Genomic DNA, 19831 nt, shown 5'->3' on the forward strand with positions numbered 1-19831 from the left:
TCGATTGCATTAGTCTTGATCTGAAGCCTGCATCAGGCCTCCATATGCAAATTTCCTATTGATTTCCATGAATTCCCATGGCATCCCTTGTGTACCCGATGAGGGCGAGGACAGTTGAGGGGCACCAAACGACCCCGAACCAAAAATACAAAAACAGGTTTCATACAGGCATCTCGCTTTCATCACTTAACAGATCCGGCGCGCGGGCGAGCAGACATCCCCCCCAGGTGGCGCGCGCAGCTGGACATCCCGCAAAGCGGGTCAATGCGGCGGGTTGATCAGTGGCAGCAGATCAACCCGCCGTTTTACTTCCGGGGGGAACGTGAATTTTGAGGTGGGGCGCAAGCGAAAGGGACAGTCGTCTTGGCGCGCAGGTTTAGAGGCGAAAGCCAGCATAAGGTGGATACGAAGGGCAGGGTCTCGATCCCGGCCTCGTTTCGTCGTGTGCTTGAGGCCTCGGACCCCAGCTGGCAACCCGGTGACAATCCTGAACTCGTGATTGTCTATGGCGACCACCGCCGCAAATACCTTGAATGTTACACCATGGAAGCGATCGACGAGGTGGATGCCAAGATCGATGCGCTGCCACGTGGCTCGATGCAGCGTCGGATGCTTCAGCGGATGTTCCATGGTCAGTCCTTCCCGACCAATGTGGACGAAACGGGTCGTTTGGTGCTGCCCGCAAAGCTGCGCAACAAGATCGACCTTGAGAACGAGGCGTTCTTTATCGCTGCCGGTGATACCTTCCAGATCTGGAAGCCCGAGACATACGAGGCCGAGGAACTGGCCACGACCGAGGAATGGCTTGACGATCTGCCGGATGATTTCGATCCGATGCAGTATCTCGATGGCATCGGGGATGGGTGACGGCATGGCCGGCGCTCAGACCTCATCGGACAAACCTCATATCCCCGTTCTTCTGCGCCCGTTGTTGGCCGCCGTGGCGCCGGTATCCGGTGCCTGGCTGGACGGCACATTCGGCGCAGGCGGCTATACTCGTGCGTTGCTGGAGGCCGGGGCCGAGAAGGTCATTGGCGTCGATCGCGACCCACTGGCATTTGAAATGGCCGCTGACTGGGCTGGGGAATACGGTGACCGGCTGGTGATGCAGCAGGGCGTGTTCTCTCGCATGGATGAATATGCACAGGATCTGGACGGCGTGGTGCTGGATCTTGGTGTCTCATCCATGCAGTTGGATCAGGCTGAACGCGGTTTTTCCTTCATGAAAGACGGTCCGTTGGACATGCGGATGAGCCAAGATGGTGAAAGCGCAGCTGATCTGGTGAATACGGCAACCGAGACGCAATTGGCCGACATCCTGTTCCATTTCGGTGAGGAACGCGCCAGTCGTCGTATAGCAAAGGCCATCGTCAAGGCGCGGGCCGAAGAACCGATCACAACAACTCTGCGGCTGGTCGAGATTATCGAATCCTGCCTGCCGCGCCCCAAACCGGGCCAATCGCACCCGGCGACGCGCAGTTTTCAAGGGCTACGGATCGCGGTGAACGCAGAATACGAAGAACTGTTTCAGGGGCTTATGGCCGCCGAGCGCGCTTTGAAGCCGGGCGGGCAACTGGCCGTTGTGACTTTCCATTCCATAGAAGACCGGATGGTGAAGCGGTTCTTCCAATCGCGCGCGGGCAAAACCGGACGCGCCAACCGTTATGCGCCTGAGATGGAGCAGGAGAAGCCGCAATTCATACTCAAGACCCGCAAGGCCGTAGGGCCGGATGAGCAGGAACTTGAAGAAAACCCACGTGCACGCTCGGCAAAATTGCGTGTCGCGATAAGAACGGATGCCCCGGCAGGGGAAATTGAGGCCCGGGCCATCGGCATGCCGCAATTGGGGGGAAGGGCAAGATGAAGAGTATTCTGTATGTGTTGACTGCACTGTCCGTATTCGGGCTGGCGCTTTGGGCTTATCAAGAGAACTATCGCACGCAGCAGGTGCTGAAGGAAACGCAGTTGCTGCAAGGCCAGATCGGGATGGCGCAGGCGCGACTCGCCGTGCTGAATGCCGAATGGGCCTATCTAAACCGGCCTGATCGTTTGCGTGAGCTGGCGGACTTGAATTTCGAACGTCTCAGCTTGCTGCCTCTGCGGGCTGAGCAGTTTGGTCGCGCCGATCAGATTTCCTATGGCGAGGACCCGGATCTGCCCATCGTCGACCCGCTTGAAATACAGGACGTCACTGACATTCAGGCACTGATCGAGGTGCAGGTTCCATGACCCGCACACCACTTCGCCCTCTGGCCCGTATCCTCGACGCCCGTGCAAAGGGTGAAAACCCCAAGGCGATTGAGCGAGAGAACATCCGCAAACGCCACGAAGACATGAAAGACCGCGCCCGCGCGCGCGCCGAGGGCCGCCTGTTGGTGTTGAGTCTTTTCTTCTTTTGCGCCTTTTCGGTCGTAGGCTTTCGTATGGGCGTTCTGGCGACATCCGAGGCGCAAGAACCATTGGCAAGTGCGCCGGGGGCCTCCATCGCCATGCAACGCGCCAATATCGTGGATCGCGAAGGCCGTATTCTGGCGACCAATCTGGACACCTATTCTGTCTATGCGCAGCCACCGCTGATGATTGACCCGATCGCCGCAGCCGAGCAACTGGTCGCTATTTTCCCTGATCTGGAAAAAGAGCGTTTGGTCAAAGACTTCACCGGTAAGCGAAAATTCCTGTGGATCAAGAAGCGCATCTCGCCCGAGCAGAAGCAGGCGGTGCATGACATCGGTGATCCCGGCATCCTGTTCGGCCCGCGCGAAATGCGGCTATATCCCAATGGCAGACTCGCGGCGCATATTCTGGGCGGCTCGGGCTTTGGCCGCGAAGGTGTCAGCGCAGCCGAGGTGATCGGCGTAGCTGGCGTCGAAAAACAGTTCGACGGCTATCTGCGCGACCCGGCCAACGGCAACAAGCCGCTGCAACTGTCGCTGGATCTGACCGTTCAAGCGGCGGTGGAACAGGTGCTTTATGGCGGCATGAAGATCATGAACGCCAAAGGAGCCTCGGCGGTTCTGATGAACGCCCATACGGGCGAGGTCGTCTCGGCCGCGTCGTTGCCGTCTTTTGACCCCAATGACCGTCCGCGCCCGCCGACCTCGGGCTTCGATCCCTCGGACAGCCCGCTGTTCAATCGCTATGTACAGGGTGTCTATGAGCTGGGTTCGGTGTTCAAAATCTTCACCGCCGCGCAGGCGGTGCAGCTAGGTCTGGTGAACTCCAACACCATCATTGACACTTCCGGCCCAATGAAAATCGGGCGCTTCCCGATTGGCGAGTTTAACGGCAAGAATTATGGTGAGATCAGTGTCTCGGATGTAATCAAGTACAGCTCGAACCGAGGCACCGGGCGGCTGGCCTTGCAAATCGGGGCCGACCGGCAACAGGATTTTCTGAACGCGCTAGGCATGTTCGACCCAACCCCATTCGAGATTGTCGAGGCCAAGGGCGGGCAACCGCTCAAGCCCAAGAAATGGGGCGAGTTGAGCACCGTGACGATTTCTTATGGCCACGGCCTTTCGACCAGCCCCATGCATCTGGCCGCTGGTTACGCAGCGATTGCCAATGGCGGGTACTATGTCAGCCCCACGATCTTGCGCCGCAATGGCCCGCAATACGGCCCTCGCGTGATGTCCGAAAACACCGCCAAGCAGGCGCAAAATATGCTACGCAAAGTGGTCACGGATGGCACCGCCAGCTTTGGTGATGTCAAAGGGTACGACGTGGCGGGAAAAACCGGTACTGCCGATAAACCCAAGCCGCGTGGCGGGTACTATGAGGACAAGGTGATTGCCACCTTCGCCACCATCTTCCCGGCTTATGATCCGAAATATGTGTTAATCGTCACGCTGGATGAACCGTCCATCGTAGCCTATGGCGAAAAGCGCCGCACGGCGGGTTGGACTGCCGTTCCCGTTGCTGCCGAACTGATTGGACGGGTGGCGCCGCTATTGGGTCTCAGACCCCGGCTTGAGCCTGAGGCGCGCGCTGCTATAACGCTGACCTCAAATTAGGCTGTCCAGCGAAAGGTGGGTCATGGGCAATCGGTCAAAGAAACTCAGCGAACTGGCCCTGACCGCACGGGGAGGGGCCAATCCCGAAATCACCGGTCTGGCTGTCGACAGCCGCGAGGTCAAAGACGGTTTCCTCTTTGCAGCCCTTCCCGGCACTCGAGTCCATGGTGGAGACTTCATCCAATACGCCTTGCGCATGGGGGCCGCCGCGATCCTGACGGACGCGAAAGGGGCCGAGATCGCCACCGACGAACTGGCCGCATCCGATGCTGCGCTGATCGTCACGGAAGACCCCCGTCAGGCACTGGCAGGGGCCGCCGCCCTATGGTTTGGCGCGCAACCGCAGACTATCGTGGCGGTCACCGGCACCAATGGAAAAACCTCGGTCGCCAGTTTCGTCCGCCAGATCTGGACCGAGCTTGGACTTGCCGCCGTCAACCTGGGCACCACTGGGGTCGAGGGCGCATGGACTGCGCCGCTGGCCCATACCACACCCGAGCCGATCACTCTGCACCGCTGTCTTGCCGAGGCTGCCGAAAATGGCGTGACCCATGCGGCGATGGAGGCCTCCTCGCACGGGCTTGAACAGCGTCGCTTGGACGGGGTGCATCTGACCGCTGCCGGGTTCTCGAATTTCACGCAGGATCATCTGGACTATCACGACACGTTCGAGGCCTATTTCGCAGCCAAGGCGGGTCTGTTTGATCGTGTGCTGCCCGAAGACGGGGTCGCTGTGGTCAACCTTGGTGATCCCAAGGGTGCCGAGATGCGCAAGATCGCCGAGGCACGCGGCCAGAATATCATCACCGTGGGCCCTGAGGGTTCTGATCTTTGTCTTCTGAATCAACGCTTTGACGCGACCGGGCAGGATTTGCGCTTTTCATGGAAAGGCAAGGCCTATCAAACCCGCCTGAATCTGATCGGCGGCTTTCAGGCCGAGAACGTTTTGCTGGCTTGCGGATTGGTCATCGCGGCGGGCGAGGACCCCGACCGCGTGTTCGAAACCTTGCCGCACCTGATCACCGTGCGCGGACGGATGCAGCTGGCTGCCACCCGCGACAACGGCGCGGCGGTGTTTGTCGATTACGCGCATACTCCGGATGCCGTGGCCACTGCACTGAAGGCGATGCGCCCGCATGTCATGGGACGTCTGATCGCCATTGTTGGTGCAGGCGGTGACCGAGACGCCACTAAACGCCCATTGATGGGGCGGGCCGCTGCTGAAAACGCCGATGTGGTCTTTGTTACCGATGACAACCCACGCAGCGAAGACCCGGCCACCATCCGCGGTGCTGTCATGTTGGGCGTACCCGAAGCCACGGAAGTCGGGGACCGGGCGGAGGCCATCCTGCGCGGCATCGACGCGCTGCAACCGGGCGACGCTCTGCTGATTGCGGGCAAGGGACACGAAACCGGCCAGATCGTCGGAGATCAGGTCCTGCCCTTTGACGATGTGGAACAGGCCAGTATCAGCGTTGCCGCGCTGGACGGGAGGGTCGCATGACGCTCTGGACCGCAGCCGAGGCCGCAGAGGCCACCAACGGGCGCGCCACCACCGATTGGCAGGTGAACGGCGTCTCCATCGACACGCGCACCCTGCAGCCGGGTGACCTGTTCGTTGCGTTGAAGGCTGCCCGCGACGGCCATGATTTCGTCGCCCAAGCGCTTGAAAAAGGCGCAGGCGCAGCGCTTGTGTCGCATATTCCCGAAGGCGTGCCCGAAGATGCACCGCTGTTGATCGTCGACGATGTGCAGACGGGTCTAGAGGCGTTGGGGCAGGCGGCTCGCGCCCGGACAGGTGCGCGCGTGGTGGGGGTGACTGGCAGCGTGGGTAAGACCTCGACCAAGGAAATGCTGGCCAGCATTCTGGAGACGCAAGGCAAAACTCATGCCAGCGTCGCCAGCTACAATAACCATTGGGGCGTGCCTTTGACGCTGGCGCGAATGCCGCGCGACACCGAGTTCGCGGTGATCGAGATCGGCATGAATCATCCGGGCGAAATCGCCCCGCTGGCGCGTCAGGCGCAACCGCATGTGGGGCTGGTGACCACAGTAGCCGCCGTCCACCTCGAAGCCTTCGACTCGGTTGCGGGTATTGCATTTGAAAAAGCTGCGATCTTCGACGGGGTGGCCGAGGGCGGCACCGCTATCGTCAACGCCGATATCGAACACGCGGGCATCTTGCGCGACTGCGCCGCTGCGCATGGTGCGAGGATCGTCGAATTTGGCCACAAGGCGCGGGACTATGCCCTTACCAACGTGCTCCAAGGCCCTGACTCGGTGCGGGGACACGGTATTGTCGGCGGAGCAGACATCACATTCGATGTACAATCCGCGGGAACTCACTTTGCTATGAATGCGCTGGGCGCTCTGGCGGCCTGTGTCGCGCTGGGGGTCGATCTGGATCAGGCGATTGCCGGTCTGCGCGGCTGGTCTCCGGTCAAAGGGCGCGGTGTGCGCGAGGTGATCGCGCTGCCAGATGGCGGGCAGATTGAACTGCTCGATGACAGCTACAACGCCAATCCAACCTCGATGGAGGCCGCTCTCGACGTGCTGTCTACGTCGGCGGGCAAACGCAAGATCGCGTTTCTGGGCGACATGAAAGAGCTTGGTGCGCAAGAGCAGGCGATGCACGCCGCCATGGCCGAGTTGCCTGCGATGGCGCATGTCGATCAGGTTCATTGCATCGGCCCGTTGATGCAAGCGCTGCATCAGGCGCTGCCCGAGGGCAAGCGCGGGTTGTGGACGGAAACCAGCGATGAGATGGCCGCCCATCTGCCGGAATTGATCCGTAGCGGCGATGTAGTGATGGCCAAGGGCTCCCTCAGCATGGCTCTGGCGCAGATCGTTGACGGTCTGCGGCAAATGGGGCATGGCAGCGCGCCAGAGAGCCGCCGTATTGTGAGAAAGGTTTTGTAATGCTCTATTGGTTAACCGCCCTGTCGGACGGAGGGGATTTCTGGAACCTCTTCCGCTATATCACCTTCCGGGCAGGGGGCGCCTTTCTGACTGCGCTGATCTTTGGGTTTTTGTTCGGAAAACCCTTGATCAACGTATTGCGCAAACGGCAAGGCAAAGGTCAACCGATCCGCGATGACGGCCCCGAGGCGCATCTGTCCAAGGCTGGAACCCCTACCATGGGCGGGCTGCTGATCGTGGGTGCGCTGGTCACCTCGACCCTGATCTGGGCGCGCTGGGACAATCCATATGTCTGGATGGTACTGTTCGTGACGCTGGCCTATGCGGCCATCGGCTTTGCGGACGATTATGCCAAGGTCTCAAAGCAGAACACTAAGGGCGTTTCCGGTAAGATGCGGTTGGCGCTGGGAATCATCATTGCCGTGCTGGCGTCACTCTGGGCGACGCTGCACCATCCCAGCGATTTGCAAAACCAGCTGGCTCTGCCGGTGTTCAAGGATACGCTGATCAATCTTGGCCTTTTCTATATCCCTTTTGCGGTGATCGTCATTGTGGGTGCGGCCAACGCGGTGAACCTGACAGATGGTCTGGACGGGCTGGCGATCATGCCCGCGATGATCGCGGCCTCGACCCTTGGTGTGATTGCCTATGCGGTTGGGCGGGTCGACTTCACCGAGTATCTTGATGTTCACTATGTGCCTGGCACCGGTGAAATCTTCATCTTCACTTCAGCGCTGTTTGGTGCGGGGCTGGGATTCCTGTGGTACAACGCCCCTCCGGCGGCGGTTTTCATGGGTGATACCGGATCACTGGCTCTGGGTGGTGCGCTGGGCGCGATTGCCGTTGCTACCAAACACGAGTTGGTATTGGCAGTCGTGGGCGGGCTGTTCGTGGTTGAAGCTTTAAGTGTGATCATCCAGGTTCTTTATTTCAAACGGACCGGAAAGCGGGTGTTCCTGATGGCGCCGATCCATCACCATTATGAGAAAAAGGGCTGGGCTGAACCCACCATCGTGATCCGGTTCTGGATCATTTCACTGATCTTAGCGATGATCGGGCTGGCGACGCTGAAAGTCAGATGAGCCCGCGTTGCGTCGTGCTTTCTGGATGCTCCGGTGGTGGCAAATCAACACTGCTGGAGGAGATGGCCCGACGCGGATATTCAACAGTTTCCGAGCCGGGTCGTCGTGTCATTGCCGAGGAAAGACAAGGTGGTGGTCGCGCTCTGCCTTGGGTCAACTCCGAGGTATTCTGCCGCCGGATCATTGAACTTGCGATATCAGACTTCAACAATGCCAAAGATGATCTTGTGCTATTTGATCGTTCGGCATTGGACGCGCTGATTTGGTTTGATCGAACCGTTACACCGTTGGAGACCAAAGTGCGTGAACAGATACTGCACTTGGGCTACGACCCATGCGTGTTTCTCTTTCCTCCTTGGCCTGAGATATTCGAACAGGATGATGACCGGCGGCACAACTTGGCCGCAGCTATTGCGGAATACGATGCTTTGTGCGACCGGTTACCAGACTATGGGTTCGTAATAGAAAACGTTCCAAAAGGGCCGGTCTCTTGGCGGGCGGACTGGCTGGAAGAGCGGCTCGGATAGAAGGTGTATGGCAATGATCCCGGTCAAAGGGTTTTCAGGGCAGAAAGTAGCGGTTCTGGGGCTAGGTCGGTCGGGTCTGACCACCGCACGAGCGCTGCGCGCTGGCAGGGCTGAGCCGATCTGCTGGGATGACAACCCCGCCGCGCGTGAAGCGGCAGAGGTCGAGGGATTCTCGTGTGTCGATCTGCGCCGCCACGGGGCGTTTGACGATATTGCCGCACTAATTGTCTCGCCCGGCATCCCTCATCTCTACCCCGCGCCGAACCCGGTTGTGGCCGCTGCGTTGGAAGCCGGAGTTCCGGTCGACAATGATATAGGTCTGTTCTTTCGCTCTTTCGCAGGCCCTGAATGGAACAACTACGACATCCCACCGCGCGTCATCGCGGTGACGGGATCGAATGGCAAATCAACCACCGCTGCGTTGATCCAACATATCCTGACCGAGGCCGGGCGCGACTCGCAACTGGCGGGTAACATTGGGCGCGGCGTGCTGGACATCGACCCAGGTGGCGATGGATCGGTCGTGGTACTGGAGCTATCGAGCTACCAGACCGAACTGGCCCGCGCACTGACGCCGGATGTGGCGGTTTTCACCAATCTTTCACCTGATCACTTGGATCGACATGGTGGAATGGGTGGTTACTTTGCCGCCAAACGTCGCCTGTTCGCCGAAGGAGGCCCAGACCGCGCCGTGATCGGGATAGATGAGGCCGAGGGCGCGTTTCTGGCCGGGCAACTGGCCGAGGGACCGTCGGATGACCGGGTGATCCGCGTCTCGGTGGCGCGCAAGCTGACCGGGTCGGGTTGGCAGGTCTTTGCCCGCAAGGGTTTCCTGTCGGAATACCGCAAGGGCCGTCAGGCCGGATCGATCGACCTGCGTGAGATCAAGAGCCTGCCCGGTGCGCATAATCACCAGAACGCCTGCGCCGCCTATGCCGCCTGTCGCTCATTGGGCCTTGCGCCGCGCGTCATAGAAGATGCGCTGCATAGTTTCCCCGGTCTGCCGCATCGTAGCCAGATCATCGCCGAGGCGGATGGCGTGACCTATGTGAACGACTCGAAAGCCACCAACGTAGATAGCGCCCTCAAAGCGTTGAGCGCGTTCAAGAAGATACGTTGGATCTGTGGCGGGCTTGAGAAAGAAGGCGGGCTTGAGGCGCTGAACGGGGCAGGGGACCACGTAATCAAGGCCTACGTCATCGGGCGTGAGGCGGCGAGCTTTGCAATGCAGTTGCAGGCCGATGCGCAAGTCTGCACCACTATGGAAGCGGCGGTTATGCAGGCCATGGCCGATGCGCAGCCCGGTGAAACCGTTCTATTGGCACCTGCTGCGGCCAGTTTCGACCAGTATGACAACTTCGAACAACGTGGCGATGACTTCGTGGTTCAGGTTAAAAAACGCCTCTGAAAGCAATGCGTTTGCAATAGATCGCCGGTTCGGCGAAGCTGTGGGCCTATCTGCTTGACGCACTGCCTGCATTGGTTTTTGCCTTCAGGAAATTCAACACGAGGTCATGAATATGCCAAACCGTAAACTTCTTCTGGTCGTTCCAGCGCTGCTGGCTGCTGCGGCTTGCACCAATACCGGGGCCAACTATCAGCCCGTGATCGATGGCCCGGTAGGCCCGAACTACAACTCGGACCTGTATCAGTGCCAGCAACTTGCAGCCTCGCAGGCCAGCGTTGACGGATCGACCGCAGGTAATGCCGCAATCGGCGCTGCAGGTGCTGCAGCCGTCACCGGCATCGTTCAGGACAGCAGTGACAACCTGGGTCGCGCCGCCGTTGCCGGTGCGTTGGTTGGTGCAGGTGCTGACGTGATCAACAAGAACCAGAACAAGGAAGTCATCGTGCGCAACTGTATGCGCGGACGGGGTTACAACGTCGTAGGCTAACGGCTTGCGATGGCACTTCCGGCGGCGTGGCCCGAGGACCACGCCCATTGGAAGTTGTAACCGCCAAGCCAGCCGGTGACATCCACCGCTTCACCAATGACATAGAGGCCGGGGACATCCCTGGCCTCCATGGTTTTGGACGACAGCCCGTCAGTGTCGATTCCACCCAGAGTGACCTCGGCGGTGCGATAGCCCTCGGTGCCCGACGGCGTAAGCCGCCAGTTGGACAATGCGGCGATCAGTTCCGACAGCGCCGTGTCGGACTGATCCGCAAGATTGCCCTTCATCGGGATATGGTGTGCGAGGTATTCCACCAGACGCGTGGGCAGGTGGCGTGCCAATTCGGTGGTCAGCGCCTTGCGCCCAACAGCCTGCCGCTGATCGCGAAGCAGATCGTATAAAGGCAAATCGGGGATCAGGTTGACCCATATTGCCTCACCCTCGCGCCAGTACGAAGACAATTGCAGCACCGAAGGACCGCTCAACCCGCGATGGGTGAACAACAACGCCTCGTCGAAACTGCTGTGCTCGTTTGACAGTCGAGCGGGCAAAGAGACGCCGGACAAATCCTTGAACCGTCCGTCCGAGAAGGTGAACGGCACCAGCGCCGCCCGTGTCTCGGTTATCTGCAGCCCGAATTGCTGCGCGATGTCATAGGCCAACCCCGTTGCGCCCATTTTGGGGATCGATTTGCCACCCGTGGCCAGAACCAGATTGCGACAGGTCAGAGGGATGTGCTTGCCATCGCGTTCGACATCCAAAGCAAAACCGCTTTCGGTTTTGCGCAAGTTGCGCAGCGACGTCTGCACCCAGAGCTCGGCCTCGGCCTTGACCATTTCATTCAGCAGCATCTGGACGATCTGTTTCGAAGACCCGTCGCAGAACAATTGCCCAAGCGTTTTTTCATGCCATGCAATGCCATGGCGATCGACCAGTTCGATGAAGTCCCACTGTGTATATCGCGCCAGCGCTGATTTGCTGAAATGCGGATTCTGAGACAGGAAATTGCCCGGTCCCGCATACATATTGGTGAAATTGCATCGTCCACCACCCGAGATGCGGATCTTTTCTCCGGGAGCTTTTGCATGGTCGATCACCAGCGCCTGGCCACCGCAATGGGCTGCGCACATCATGCCAGCCGCGCCAGCACCGAGGATGATCGTCTCGAAATCCATATGCTGCGCATGGCGTGGATTGTGAGCGATGGCAAGAGCGCAGACCAAAAACGGTGTGGGTTTGGCCCACAGAATTTCTCAGCGGCACTTGGGTTTGTGCCATATGGTATGTGGATTTTTAGTCGTAGTACATCCTGACATGCTAGGCTCTGTGCTAATGCTTGCCGGTTAGATCCATTTAAAGGGATAAAAATATGCGCTTTCCAAACTTCATTACAGACTTTCCAAGACTAGACGTGCCATTTCCCGAAGACGTCGTGCAGACGGCAGTCATTCGATCTGATGCTGGTTTGGTCGCCTTTTTTACTTTTCTTAAAGAAATGGAACTCCCACTACATTCACATGGTGCCCAATGGGGTACGGTGGTGGAAGGAGAAATTGAACTCACCATTGGCGGAGAGACGAAAGTTTATCTGCCCGGCGACAGCTATTCTATCCCAGCCGGAGTGGAGCATGGCGGGCGCATCAAGGCGGGTTCCCGAGTGATCGATGTGTTTGAAGAGCCTGACAGATACCCCATCAAAGACTGACGATTTACTTTTTGAACAATGACGTTGGGCGCGGTTGATATTTGGATGAACTCAAACCGAGCCTCAACGGGCCGTCGATCAGAACAGGCAGCATGCGCTGCTTGAATGCATGCGCGTTTGTCAACGGCGGCTCATCGTTCCGGAATTCCAGTTCTGCCTGTCATTCTGCTAGCCCAAATGTAAAAATCCCTGTAGACTCTCAATCAGATCCCGAAAACGGGACGTTAACGAGGCAGATAGTGGCGGTATCTCATGACTGAGATGGTGTATGGCGCGGTCCAGGACCAGCGCGGAGAACCGATTCTTCCGAAGTGGTGGCGAACGATTGATCGCTGGACGATGTCCTGCGTTCTGATCCTGTTTGTCATCGGGCTTTTGCTTGGGCTGGCCTCGTCGCCGCCACTGGCGGGGCGTAACGGGTTCGATCCTTTCCACTATGTAGAACGTCAGGCGATCTTTGGCGGGCTGGCGCTGGTCGCGATGCTGCTGACCTCAATGATGTCGCCGACACTGGTGCGGCGGCTGGCGATTCTGGGCTTTCTGGCCTCGTTCGTGGCGCTGGCCTTCCTGCCGGTCTTCGGTACAGACTTTGGCAAAGGCGCGGTGCGCTGGTATTCGCTGGGTTTTGCCTCGTTGCAGCCATCCGAGTTCCTCAAGCCCGGTTTTGTCGTGGTGGCCGCATGGCTGTTGGCCGCATCACAGGAAATCAACGGCCCGCCGGGGCGGTTGTGGTCCTTTGCACTGTGTATGTCCATCGTGGCAATGCTGGTGATGCAGCCCGATTTCGGGCAGGCCTGCCTTATCCTTTTTGGTTGGGGTGTGATGTATTTTGTTGCCGGAGCCCCGATGCTATTGCTGGTCGGCATGGCCGGGGCGGTCGTTCTGGGCGGCATGTTTGCCTATTCCAATTCCGAGCACTTTGCCCGTCGTATCGATGGTTTCCTTAATCAGGAACTCGATCCGACCACCCAGCTTGGGTATGCCACCAATGCTATCCGCGAAGGCGGTCTGTTCGGCGTCGGCGTGGGTGAGGGGCAGGTCAAGTGGTCTCTGCCTGATGCGCATACGGATTTCATCATCGCGGTCGCGGCCGAAGAATACGGGCTGATTCTGGTGCTGATTATCATCGCGCTGTACTCGCTGATCGTTGTGCGTTCACTGCTGCGGCTGATGCGCGAACGCGACATGTTCATCCGTCTGGCTGGCACTGGTCTGGCCTGCATGTTTGGCGTGCAGGCTATGATCAACATGGGCGTCGCCGTGAGACTTCTGCCCGCCAAGGGCATGACGCTGCCCTTTGTCAGTTATGGCGGATCGTCCCTGATTGCAGGCGGCATCGCGGTTGGCATGTTGCTGGCCTTCACCCGAACCCGCCCGCAGGGCGAGCTGGGCGACATTCTGCGCGGACGAGGCTGATGGGCAAACCTTATCTACTAATCGCAGCAGGTGGCACCGGGGGCCACATGTTCCCCGCGCAGGCGTTGGCCGAGGCGATGCTACAGAAAGGCTGGCGTGTGCGCCTGTCCACCGACCCGCGCGGAGCGCACTATACCGGCGCGTTCCCCGCAGACGTCGAGATTGTCGAGGCATCCTCGGCCACCTTCGCCCGAGGCGGATTAGCGGCCAAGATGTTGGTTGGACCCAAGATTGCTGCTGGAGTCACTGGCATGGCTGTGCAGATGATGCGTGACAAGCCGAATGTGGTGGTGGGCTTTGGCGGCTATCCGTCGATACCGGCGCTGGGCGCGGCCATCCTGCTGAAGCTGCCGCGTATGATCCATGAACAAAATGGCGTTCTGGGCCGGGTAAACCAACTGTTTGCCACCCGTGTGGCTCAAGTGGCCTGTGGTGTCTGGCCCACCGATTTGCCTGAAGGGTCCAAGGGCATACACACTGGTAACCCGGTTCGCGCCTCCGTTCTTGAACGCGCTGCTGCCCCCTATATCCCGCCTGGGGAGTACCCGATGTCCGTCCTGGTGATGGGCGGCTCTCAGGGCGCACGTATCCTCAGTGACGTGGTGCCGGGGGCCATCGCTGCGCTGCCTGAATATCTGCGCGGGTATATCCGCGTCTCGCATCAGGCCCGCGATGAGGATGGTGAACGGGTCAAGGCCTTTTACGCCGATCACGGCATACGCGCCGATGTACAGCCTTTCTTTGACGACGTACCTCGCCGTATGTCCGACGCGCAGCTGGTTGTCAGCCGGTCAGGTGCCTCCAGTATCGCCGACATTTCCGTGATTGGCCGCCCGTCGATTTTGATCCCGCTTGCCACGGCTGCCGGAGATCATCAAACAGCCAATGCGCGTGGATTGGTTCAGGCAGGCGGTGCGATCATGATCCCCGAAAACGCCCTTGACGTTCCCGCGCTGACACAGCAAATGACCACGGTTCTCACCAACCCCGAAGCCGCACAGCAAATGGCCCATGCCGCGCTATCGGTCGGGGCACCGGACGCCACCGAGCGTCTGGTCGCCCTTGTCGAGCAACTGGCGCAGAAGGAGACCTCATGAATCCAGCAACCAAACTGCCGCAGGACGTTGGACCGATCCACTTCGTGGGCATCGGTGGGATCGGGATGTCGGGTATCGCAGAGGTGCTTTTGAATCTTGGCTACCAGGTACAAGGTTCGGACCTGAAAACCTCGAAGATTACTGACCGGCTGGCTGGGCTGGGTGCTGAGATTTTCGAAGGCCAGCGTGCCGAGAACTTGCAGAATGCCGCCGTGGTCGTGGTATCGACCGCGATCAAACCGGGGAACCCGGAACTGGACGAAGCACGCGCGCAGGGCCTGCCGGTTGTCCGCCGCGCCGATATGCTGGCCGAACTGATGCGGCTGCGCTCGAATATTGCCATCGCCGGAACCCACGGAAAAACGACCACGACCACAATGATGGCCGAACTGATGGTTGCCGGCGATTTCGACCCCACTGTCATCAATGGCGGCATCATCCACGCCTATGGCAGCAACGCCCGCATGGGGCAGGGTGAATGGATGGTGGTTGAAGCGGATGAGAGCGACGGCTCATTCAATCGCCTACCTGCAACCATAGCCATCGTCACCAATATCGACCCTGAACACATGGAGCATTGGGGCGATTTCGATAAGCTGCGAGACGGGTTTTACGAGTTCGTCTCGAACCTGCCGTTTTATGGCCTGGCCGTCTGCTGCACAGATCATGCCGAGGTGCAGGCTCTGGTCGGCCGCATCTCGGACCGTCGTGTGCGCACCTATGGATTCAACGCACAGGCCGATGTGCGGGCCGAAAACCTGACCTATAAGGGTGGCGTCGCCCATTTCGACATCCACCTACGCCATGAAGACAAGGTGATCGAAGGTTGCACCTTGCCAATGCCCGGCGACCACAATGTCTCTAACGCGCTGAGCGCCGTGGCCGTGGCCCGTCATCTGGGCATGAAGGCCAGTGAAATCCGCGACGCGCTGGCCAATTTCGGCGGCGTCAACCGCCGTTTCACGAAGGTTGGAGAAATTGACGGCGTCACCATCATCGACGATTACGGCCACCATCCGGTCGAAATCGCCGCCGTTCTCAAGGCCGCACGTCAGGCCACCGAGGGCCGCGTCATCGCAGTCCACCAGCCGCACCGCTACTCCCGCCTGTCCGACCTGTTCGACGATTTCTGCACCTGCTTCAACGACGCCGACGTGGTCGCTATTGCGGAGGTCTTTGCTGCAGGCGAAGATCCGATCGAAGGTGCCAGCCGTGACGATCTTGTGCAGGGCCTGATCCGCCACGGCCACCGCCACGCGCGCGCGATCTTGAACGAAGAAGACCTGGCCCGCCTTGTCCGTGAACAGGCCCGCCCGGGCGATATGGTTGTCTGCCTCGGCGCAGGTACGATCAGTACCTGGGCCAACGGTTTGCCTGACCGGTTAATCGCCAAAGCGAGCTAACCTCGTGGCGCTATCGCTCATACTCGCCTGCGTCTGGGTCTTCGCTTCCACCATTGTGGCGATGCTGCCGATGCACCTGCAATTCCCGCCGGGTGTTGTACTGTTTGCCAGCGCGCCTGCTCTGATTCTGTGGCTGAGTTTAGACTATGGCTGGTTCGTCGGAATCCTGGCTGCTGGCGGTTTTGTTTCGATGTACCGCAACCCGATCCGCTACTACTGGCGCAAGTGGACGGGTAAAGAGGTGTCGGAATGAACTGGTCGATTGCGCTTGCCGGTCTGTGGGGTGTTGTCGCCAACGTGTTGGCGATGTTGCCCAGCAAGGACAACCATTGGCGGCGCGCCTATTTCCTGATCGCCGTTGGCGTCCCCATCCTAGGCTATGTCACCTATGAAAATGGTCCATGGATCGGGCTGCTGGTTCTGGCGGCAGGTATGTCAGTTCTGCGTTGGCCGGTGATTTACCTCACCCGTTGGACAAAGGCGAAAATGCAGGGCATGAAGGCGGCGAACAAGTAACTGGCCATTTTCAGGAGGCCCCCATGGTCGACATCGCCACTTTCGCCTATTTGCCGCTGATTACCCTGATCCTCGGGACGCTTGCGGGTTTTGTCGCCGCGCGCTGGATCGGCCTCAAGGCACTGCTGTGGCTGATCGGGCTGACCTCGGCCCTTGGTCTGGTACTGATCATAGTGCTGGCCGGTGTCGGGACAGGAGAAGAAGAACAGGCGTTCGGACCCTTCGTCTGGCTGACCGGTGCGGTCCTGCCCTTCCTGTTTGCGGTGATCATGGGTGGAGTAGGCGGGCGCAGCCTTGCATCGCGGGAAGGCGCATGAGCGAACTGCCCGACGTCCGTGGCCGCTTGTCCGCGGCGCGCTCTCTTTCCGAACTCACCTGGCTGCGCGTCGGCGGACCTGCGGATTATCTGTTTCAACCCGCCGATACCCAAGACCTTCAGTCGTTTCTGCGTGATCTGCCTGCGGATGTTCCCATCTTTCCTATGGGTGTCGGATCCAATCTGATCGTCCGTGATGGTGGTCTGCGGGCGGTGGTGATCCGATTGGGGCGCGGGTTCAATGGCATCTCGGTCGACGGCAATACCGTCAGCGCGGGTGCCGCCGCGCTGGATGCGCATGTGGCGCGTAAAGCAGCGGATGGAGGTGTGGACCTGACTTTCCTGCGCACGATACCAGGCTCGATCGGCGGGGCCGTGCGCATGAACGCGGGCTGTTACGGCAGCTATACGGCGGATGTGCTGCAAAAGGCTACCGTGGTCACCCGCGCCGGAGAGATCGTGGACCTGACCCCGCAAGACCTCAGCTTCCGCTATCGCCAGTCCGACCTGCCCGAAGGCGCGGTGCTGATCTCGGCGACGTTTCAAGGCCCCACGGGCGATCCAGCTGAGCTGCACGCTCGCATGGAGGCGCAGCTAAAAAAGCGCGACGAAACTCAACCCACCAAGGACCGCAGCGCCGGGTCGACCTTCCGTAATCCAGCTGGGTTCTCGTCGACTGGGCGCGCGGACGATGTGCATGACCTCAAGGCGTGGAAAGTGATCGATGACGCGGGTATGCGCGGGGCCACAAAAGGTGGCGCGCAGATGAGTCCCAAACACTCGAATTTCATGATCAATACAGGCGACGCCACCGCCGCAGACCTCGAAGGTCTGGGCGAAGAGGTGCGAAAAAAGGTTTACGAAACAAGCGGCATCACGCTAGAGTGGGAAATCATGCGGGTCGGTGATCCGCTGGAAGAATAAAGCCCCGACCGTCAGACCATAACAGGCAAATTAGGACGACGGATCAAAGGCATAAACGCAGTACGGACCACCACATAAGGTCCGGGGACATTGAGGCGCACATTGGGTATGTCGAGCAGGACAAACCTCAAAGTGGCGGTATTGATGGGTGGCCCCTCGGCGGAACGCGAGGTGTCTCTCAGCTCTGGGCGCGAATGCGCAGCCGCTCTTGTGGGAGAAGGCTTTGAAGTGGTCGAACTGGACGCAGGTCCGGACCTTGCTGCTCGCCTTACCGATATCAAACCCGATGTGGTGTTCAACGCCCTGCATGGACGCTGGGGCGAGGATGGCTGTGTGCAGGGGCTACTGGAATGGATGCGCATTCCTTACACGCATTCCGGTGTGCTGGCTTCGGCCCTTGCGATGGACAAGCAACGCAGCAAAGAGGTCTACGCCGCCGAAGGATTACCTATCTTACCCAGCCTGATCGTTCCCAAGGTCGAGGTGGTCGAGGTCCATGTGATGGAGCCGCCCTATGTGGCCAAGCCCAACAACGAAGGTTCCAGCGTCGGCATCTATATCGTGCATGAAAATGCCAACGGCCCGCCGCAACTGGACGAGGCGATGCCTGATCAGGTGATGGTCGAGAAATACGTCGCGGGCCGTGAACTGACCGTGACCGTGATGGGCGATCGCGCCCTGACGGTGACCGAGATCATGACCGATGGCGGTTGGTACGATTATGATGCCAAGTACAAGCCCGGCGGCTCGTGGCATGTGCTGCCCGCCGAGATCCCGCAGGATATCTTTGACCGCTGCATGGACTATGCGGTTAAGGCGCATATTGCGCTGGGGTGTCGCGGCGTGTCCCGCACCGATTACCGCTGGGATGACAGCAAGGGTGCCGACGGGCTGTTCCTGCTGGAAACCAACACCCAGCCCGGCATGACGCCGACTTCGCTGGTGCCCGAACAGGCCGAGCATCTTGGCATCAGTTTCGGCCAGCTCTGCGCCTGGATGGTGGAGGATGCCTCATGCGACCGCTGACCGCCACCCGCGCGCCGGTGATCCACCGGACCAAACCGTTGGCGGGGCCGGATGCCGATTTCAACGCCGCGCCAAGGCCCGAGCCCAAAACCGAACCTAAGCTGCATTTGCGCGGGGCGCGTCTTTTTGGCCGCGCGCGCAACGCGGACCCCGCGCCCTCGCGCCTCAGCTACCGCTTTCAGCGCTGGATGCTCACCCCCGGCATCCGGCGCGGGCTAAAAATTGGCCTGCCGGTTCTGGCCGTCTTTGGTTTGGTGGGTGGCTTCTTTGCCGCCGAAGAACGTCGTGAGGCGGTCAGCACCTATATCGCCGACATCAAGACCTCGATCCAGGAGCGCCCCGAATTCATGGTCAACTTGATGGCCATCGACGGGGCAGGAACCGCACTGTCTGAGGATATCCGCGAGATCGTGCCGCTCGATTTCCCGCTCAGCTCGTGGGATCTGGATGTGGAGTTGATCCGCGACACCATCACCGGGCTTGACCCGGTGAAATCGGCAACCGTACGCATTCGCCCTGGCGGGATTCTTCAGGTTGATGTGGTCGAACGCCAGCCGGTCATCGTCTGGCGCACCCGAGACGGGATCGAGCTATTGGATGAAACCGGAGCTCATGTTGACCGTGTTTCAGCACGCGCTGATCACGCAGCCCTGCCACTGATCGCAGGGAAGGGCGCGAACAAACATGTCCCCGAGGCGCTGCAAATCCTGACCACAGCCCGCAGCTTGGGCGAACGCGTGCGCGGTTTGGTGCGCGTTGGCGAACGGCGCTGGGATCTGGTGCTGGATCGAAACCAGCGCATCATGTTGCCGACCGAACGTCCGGCGCGCGCGCTGGAACGCGTGTTGGCGGTGAACGAGGTTCAGGACCTTCTGGAACGTGACGTGGCCGTGGTCGACATGCGACTGGGGCAGCGACCGACCATCCGAATGAACAAAACGGCCAGCGAAGACTGGTGGAACACAAAAGTAGATGTGAGTAGCGGGCAGTAA

The 19831-nt window shown here is 59.7% G+C and carries 21 protein-coding genes; 20 read left to right on the forward strand and 1 reads right to left on the reverse strand.

The features are described 5' to 3' along the window. The first annotated feature begins 399 nt into the window (after window positions 1-399). The 10 genes from mraZ to ACR0AY_RS11760 all read left to right on the forward strand — a co-directional run bounded on the left by mraZ (window position 400) and on the right by ACR0AY_RS11760 (window position 10436). Window positions 400-867 carry a division/cell wall cluster transcriptional repressor MraZ gene (gene mraZ / locus ACR0AY_RS11715; protein WP_480439182.1) on the forward strand — a complete coding sequence of 156 codons (468 nt, stop codon included), beginning with the start codon at window positions 400-402 and terminating at the stop codon, window positions 865-867. A 4-nt stretch (window positions 868-871) separates the two neighbouring features. Continuing rightward, window positions 872-1864 (forward strand): 16S rRNA (cytosine(1402)-N(4))-methyltransferase RsmH, encoded by a 993-nt coding sequence (rsmH, locus tag ACR0AY_RS11720; RefSeq protein ID WP_170512617.1) that lies wholly within the window; start codon window positions 872-874, stop codon window positions 1862-1864. Beyond that, complete coding sequence (gene ftsL / locus ACR0AY_RS11725) at window positions 1861-2229, forward strand: cell division protein FtsL (protein WP_170401400.1); 369 nt, start codon at window positions 1861-1863, stop codon at window positions 2227-2229. Before rsmH ends, ftsL begins: the two co-directional genes overlap by 4 nt. After that, the gene (locus tag ACR0AY_RS11730) at window positions 2226-4013 is read left to right on the forward strand and encodes a peptidoglycan D,D-transpeptidase FtsI family protein (protein WP_170512275.1); all 1788 of its coding nucleotides are present in this window, start codon (window positions 2226-2228) and stop codon (window positions 4011-4013) included. The genes ftsL and ACR0AY_RS11730 overlap by 4 nt, the downstream gene beginning before the upstream one ends. A gap of 22 nt (window positions 4014-4035) precedes the next feature. After that, window positions 4036-5517 (forward strand): UDP-N-acetylmuramoyl-L-alanyl-D-glutamate--2,6-diaminopimelate ligase, encoded by a 1482-nt coding sequence (locus ACR0AY_RS11735; protein ID WP_170512274.1) that lies wholly within the window; start codon window positions 4036-4038, stop codon window positions 5515-5517. Then, window positions 5514-6932 carry a UDP-N-acetylmuramoyl-tripeptide--D-alanyl-D-alanine ligase gene (locus ACR0AY_RS11740; RefSeq protein ID WP_170512272.1) on the forward strand — a complete coding sequence of 473 codons (1419 nt, stop codon included), beginning with the start codon at window positions 5514-5516 and terminating at the stop codon, window positions 6930-6932. Before ACR0AY_RS11735 ends, ACR0AY_RS11740 begins: the two co-directional genes overlap by 4 nt. Then, entirely contained in the window at window positions 6932-8014 is a 1083-nt protein-coding gene (gene mraY, locus ACR0AY_RS11745; RefSeq protein WP_170392049.1) for a phospho-N-acetylmuramoyl-pentapeptide-transferase, read from the forward strand. The genes ACR0AY_RS11740 and mraY overlap by 1 nt, the downstream gene beginning before the upstream one ends. After that, a complete protein-coding gene (locus tag ACR0AY_RS11750; protein WP_170512270.1) occupies window positions 8011-8541 on the forward strand; it encodes an AAA family ATPase in 531 nt (176 codons plus the stop codon). Before mraY ends, ACR0AY_RS11750 begins: the two co-directional genes overlap by 4 nt. A 13-nt stretch (window positions 8542-8554) precedes the next feature. Further along, the gene (gene murD / locus ACR0AY_RS11755; RefSeq protein ID WP_170512615.1) at window positions 8555-9949 is read left to right on the forward strand and encodes a UDP-N-acetylmuramoyl-L-alanine--D-glutamate ligase; all 1395 of its coding nucleotides are present in this window, start codon (window positions 8555-8557) and stop codon (window positions 9947-9949) included. A 106-nt stretch (window positions 9950-10055) separates the two neighbouring features. After that, complete coding sequence (locus ACR0AY_RS11760) at window positions 10056-10436, forward strand: glycine zipper family protein (RefSeq protein ID WP_170392045.1); 381 nt, start codon at window positions 10056-10058, stop codon at window positions 10434-10436. Here the strand turns inward: ACR0AY_RS11760 and ACR0AY_RS11765 are convergent. After that, entirely contained in the window at window positions 10433-11611 is a 1179-nt protein-coding gene (locus ACR0AY_RS11765) for a BaiN/RdsA family NAD(P)/FAD-dependent oxidoreductase (protein WP_170512268.1), read from the reverse strand. The genes ACR0AY_RS11760 and ACR0AY_RS11765 overlap by 4 nt on opposite strands. A 194-nt stretch (window positions 11612-11805) precedes the next feature. Between ACR0AY_RS11765 and ACR0AY_RS11770 the strand changes: the two genes are divergently transcribed. The 10 genes from ACR0AY_RS11770 (at window position 11806) to ACR0AY_RS11815 (ending at window position 19831) form a co-directional block, all read left to right on the forward strand. Further along, a complete protein-coding gene (locus ACR0AY_RS11770) occupies window positions 11806-12141 on the forward strand; it encodes a cupin domain-containing protein (protein ID WP_170392042.1) in 336 nt (111 codons plus the stop codon). 252 nt (window positions 12142-12393) lie between these two features. Continuing rightward, on the forward strand, window positions 12394-13557 hold the full coding sequence (gene ftsW, locus ACR0AY_RS11775; RefSeq protein ID WP_170392040.1) for a putative lipid II flippase FtsW: 1164 nt from the start codon (window positions 12394-12396) through the stop codon (window positions 13555-13557). Beyond that, complete coding sequence (locus ACR0AY_RS11780; RefSeq protein ID WP_170512266.1) at window positions 13557-14654, forward strand: UDP-N-acetylglucosamine--N-acetylmuramyl-(pentapeptide) pyrophosphoryl-undecaprenol N-acetylglucosamine transferase; 1098 nt, start codon at window positions 13557-13559, stop codon at window positions 14652-14654. The genes ftsW and ACR0AY_RS11780 overlap by 1 nt, the downstream gene beginning before the upstream one ends. Next, window positions 14651-16057 (forward strand): UDP-N-acetylmuramate--L-alanine ligase, encoded by a 1407-nt coding sequence (gene murC, locus ACR0AY_RS11785; protein ID WP_170594761.1) that lies wholly within the window; start codon window positions 14651-14653, stop codon window positions 16055-16057. Before ACR0AY_RS11780 ends, murC begins: the two co-directional genes overlap by 4 nt. A 4-nt stretch (window positions 16058-16061) precedes the next feature. After that, window positions 16062-16310, forward strand: a complete 249-nt coding sequence (locus ACR0AY_RS11790; protein ID WP_170512262.1) for a DUF2484 family protein — start codon at window positions 16062-16064, stop codon at window positions 16308-16310. Continuing rightward, window positions 16307-16573, forward strand: coding sequence for a DUF2484 family protein (locus tag ACR0AY_RS11795; protein ID WP_170392032.1), 267 nt, complete (start codon window positions 16307-16309; stop codon window positions 16571-16573). Before ACR0AY_RS11790 ends, ACR0AY_RS11795 begins: the two co-directional genes overlap by 4 nt. A gap of 23 nt (window positions 16574-16596) precedes the next feature. Beyond that, window positions 16597-16890: a hypothetical protein gene (locus tag ACR0AY_RS11800; RefSeq protein ID WP_170401372.1), complete on the forward strand. Its 294-nt coding sequence runs from the start codon at window positions 16597-16599 to the stop codon at window positions 16888-16890. After that, a complete protein-coding gene (gene murB, locus ACR0AY_RS11805) occupies window positions 16887-17813 on the forward strand; it encodes a UDP-N-acetylmuramate dehydrogenase (RefSeq protein WP_170512260.1) in 927 nt (308 codons plus the stop codon). The genes ACR0AY_RS11800 and murB overlap by 4 nt, the downstream gene beginning before the upstream one ends. 108 nt (window positions 17814-17921) lie before the next feature. After that, window positions 17922-18839 (forward strand): D-alanine--D-alanine ligase, encoded by a 918-nt coding sequence (locus tag ACR0AY_RS11810; RefSeq protein ID WP_170512259.1) that lies wholly within the window; start codon window positions 17922-17924, stop codon window positions 18837-18839. Continuing rightward, a complete protein-coding gene (locus tag ACR0AY_RS11815) occupies window positions 18827-19831 on the forward strand; it encodes a cell division protein FtsQ/DivIB (protein WP_170512257.1) in 1005 nt (334 codons plus the stop codon). Before ACR0AY_RS11810 ends, ACR0AY_RS11815 begins: the two co-directional genes overlap by 13 nt.

The sequence above is a fragment of the Ruegeria sp. A5 genome (assembly GCF_056543005.1).

Coding starts and splice junctions, on each gene's coding strand:
- rsmH (WP_170512617.1), top strand. CDS start 872: ATGGCCGGCGCTCAGACCTCATCGGACAAACCTCATATCCCCGTTCTT.
- ftsL (WP_170401400.1), top strand. CDS start 1,861: ATGAAGAGTATTCTGTATGTGTTGACTGCACTGTCCGTATTCGGGCTG.
- ACR0AY_RS11730 (WP_170512275.1), top strand. CDS start 2,226: ATGACCCGCACACCACTTCGCCCTCTGGCCCGTATCCTCGACGCCCGT.
- ACR0AY_RS11735 (WP_170512274.1), top strand. CDS start 4,036: ATGGGCAATCGGTCAAAGAAACTCAGCGAACTGGCCCTGACCGCACGG.
- ACR0AY_RS11740 (WP_170512272.1), top strand. CDS start 5,514: ATGACGCTCTGGACCGCAGCCGAGGCCGCAGAGGCCACCAACGGGCGC.
- mraY (WP_170392049.1), top strand. CDS start 6,932: ATGCTCTATTGGTTAACCGCCCTGTCGGACGGAGGGGATTTCTGGAAC.
- ACR0AY_RS11750 (WP_170512270.1), top strand. CDS start 8,011: ATGAGCCCGCGTTGCGTCGTGCTTTCTGGATGCTCCGGTGGTGGCAAA.
- murD (WP_170512615.1), top strand. CDS start 8,555: ATGATCCCGGTCAAAGGGTTTTCAGGGCAGAAAGTAGCGGTTCTGGGG.
- ACR0AY_RS11760 (WP_170392045.1), top strand. CDS start 10,056: ATGAATATGCCAAACCGTAAACTTCTTCTGGTCGTTCCAGCGCTGCTG.
- ACR0AY_RS11765 (WP_170512268.1), bottom strand. CDS start 11,611: ATGGATTTCGAGACGATCATCCTCGGTGCTGGCGCGGCTGGCATGATG.
- ACR0AY_RS11770 (WP_170392042.1), top strand. CDS start 11,806: ATGCGCTTTCCAAACTTCATTACAGACTTTCCAAGACTAGACGTGCCA.
- ftsW (WP_170392040.1), top strand. CDS start 12,394: ATGACTGAGATGGTGTATGGCGCGGTCCAGGACCAGCGCGGAGAACCG.
- ACR0AY_RS11780 (WP_170512266.1), top strand. CDS start 13,557: ATGGGCAAACCTTATCTACTAATCGCAGCAGGTGGCACCGGGGGCCAC.
- murC (WP_170594761.1), top strand. CDS start 14,651: ATGAATCCAGCAACCAAACTGCCGCAGGACGTTGGACCGATCCACTTC.
- ACR0AY_RS11795 (WP_170392032.1), top strand. CDS start 16,307: ATGAACTGGTCGATTGCGCTTGCCGGTCTGTGGGGTGTTGTCGCCAAC.
- ACR0AY_RS11800 (WP_170401372.1), top strand. CDS start 16,597: ATGGTCGACATCGCCACTTTCGCCTATTTGCCGCTGATTACCCTGATC.
- murB (WP_170512260.1), top strand. CDS start 16,887: ATGAGCGAACTGCCCGACGTCCGTGGCCGCTTGTCCGCGGCGCGCTCT.
- ACR0AY_RS11810 (WP_170512259.1), top strand. CDS start 17,922: ATGTCGAGCAGGACAAACCTCAAAGTGGCGGTATTGATGGGTGGCCCC.
- ACR0AY_RS11815 (WP_170512257.1), top strand. CDS start 18,827: ATGCGACCGCTGACCGCCACCCGCGCGCCGGTGATCCACCGGACCAAA.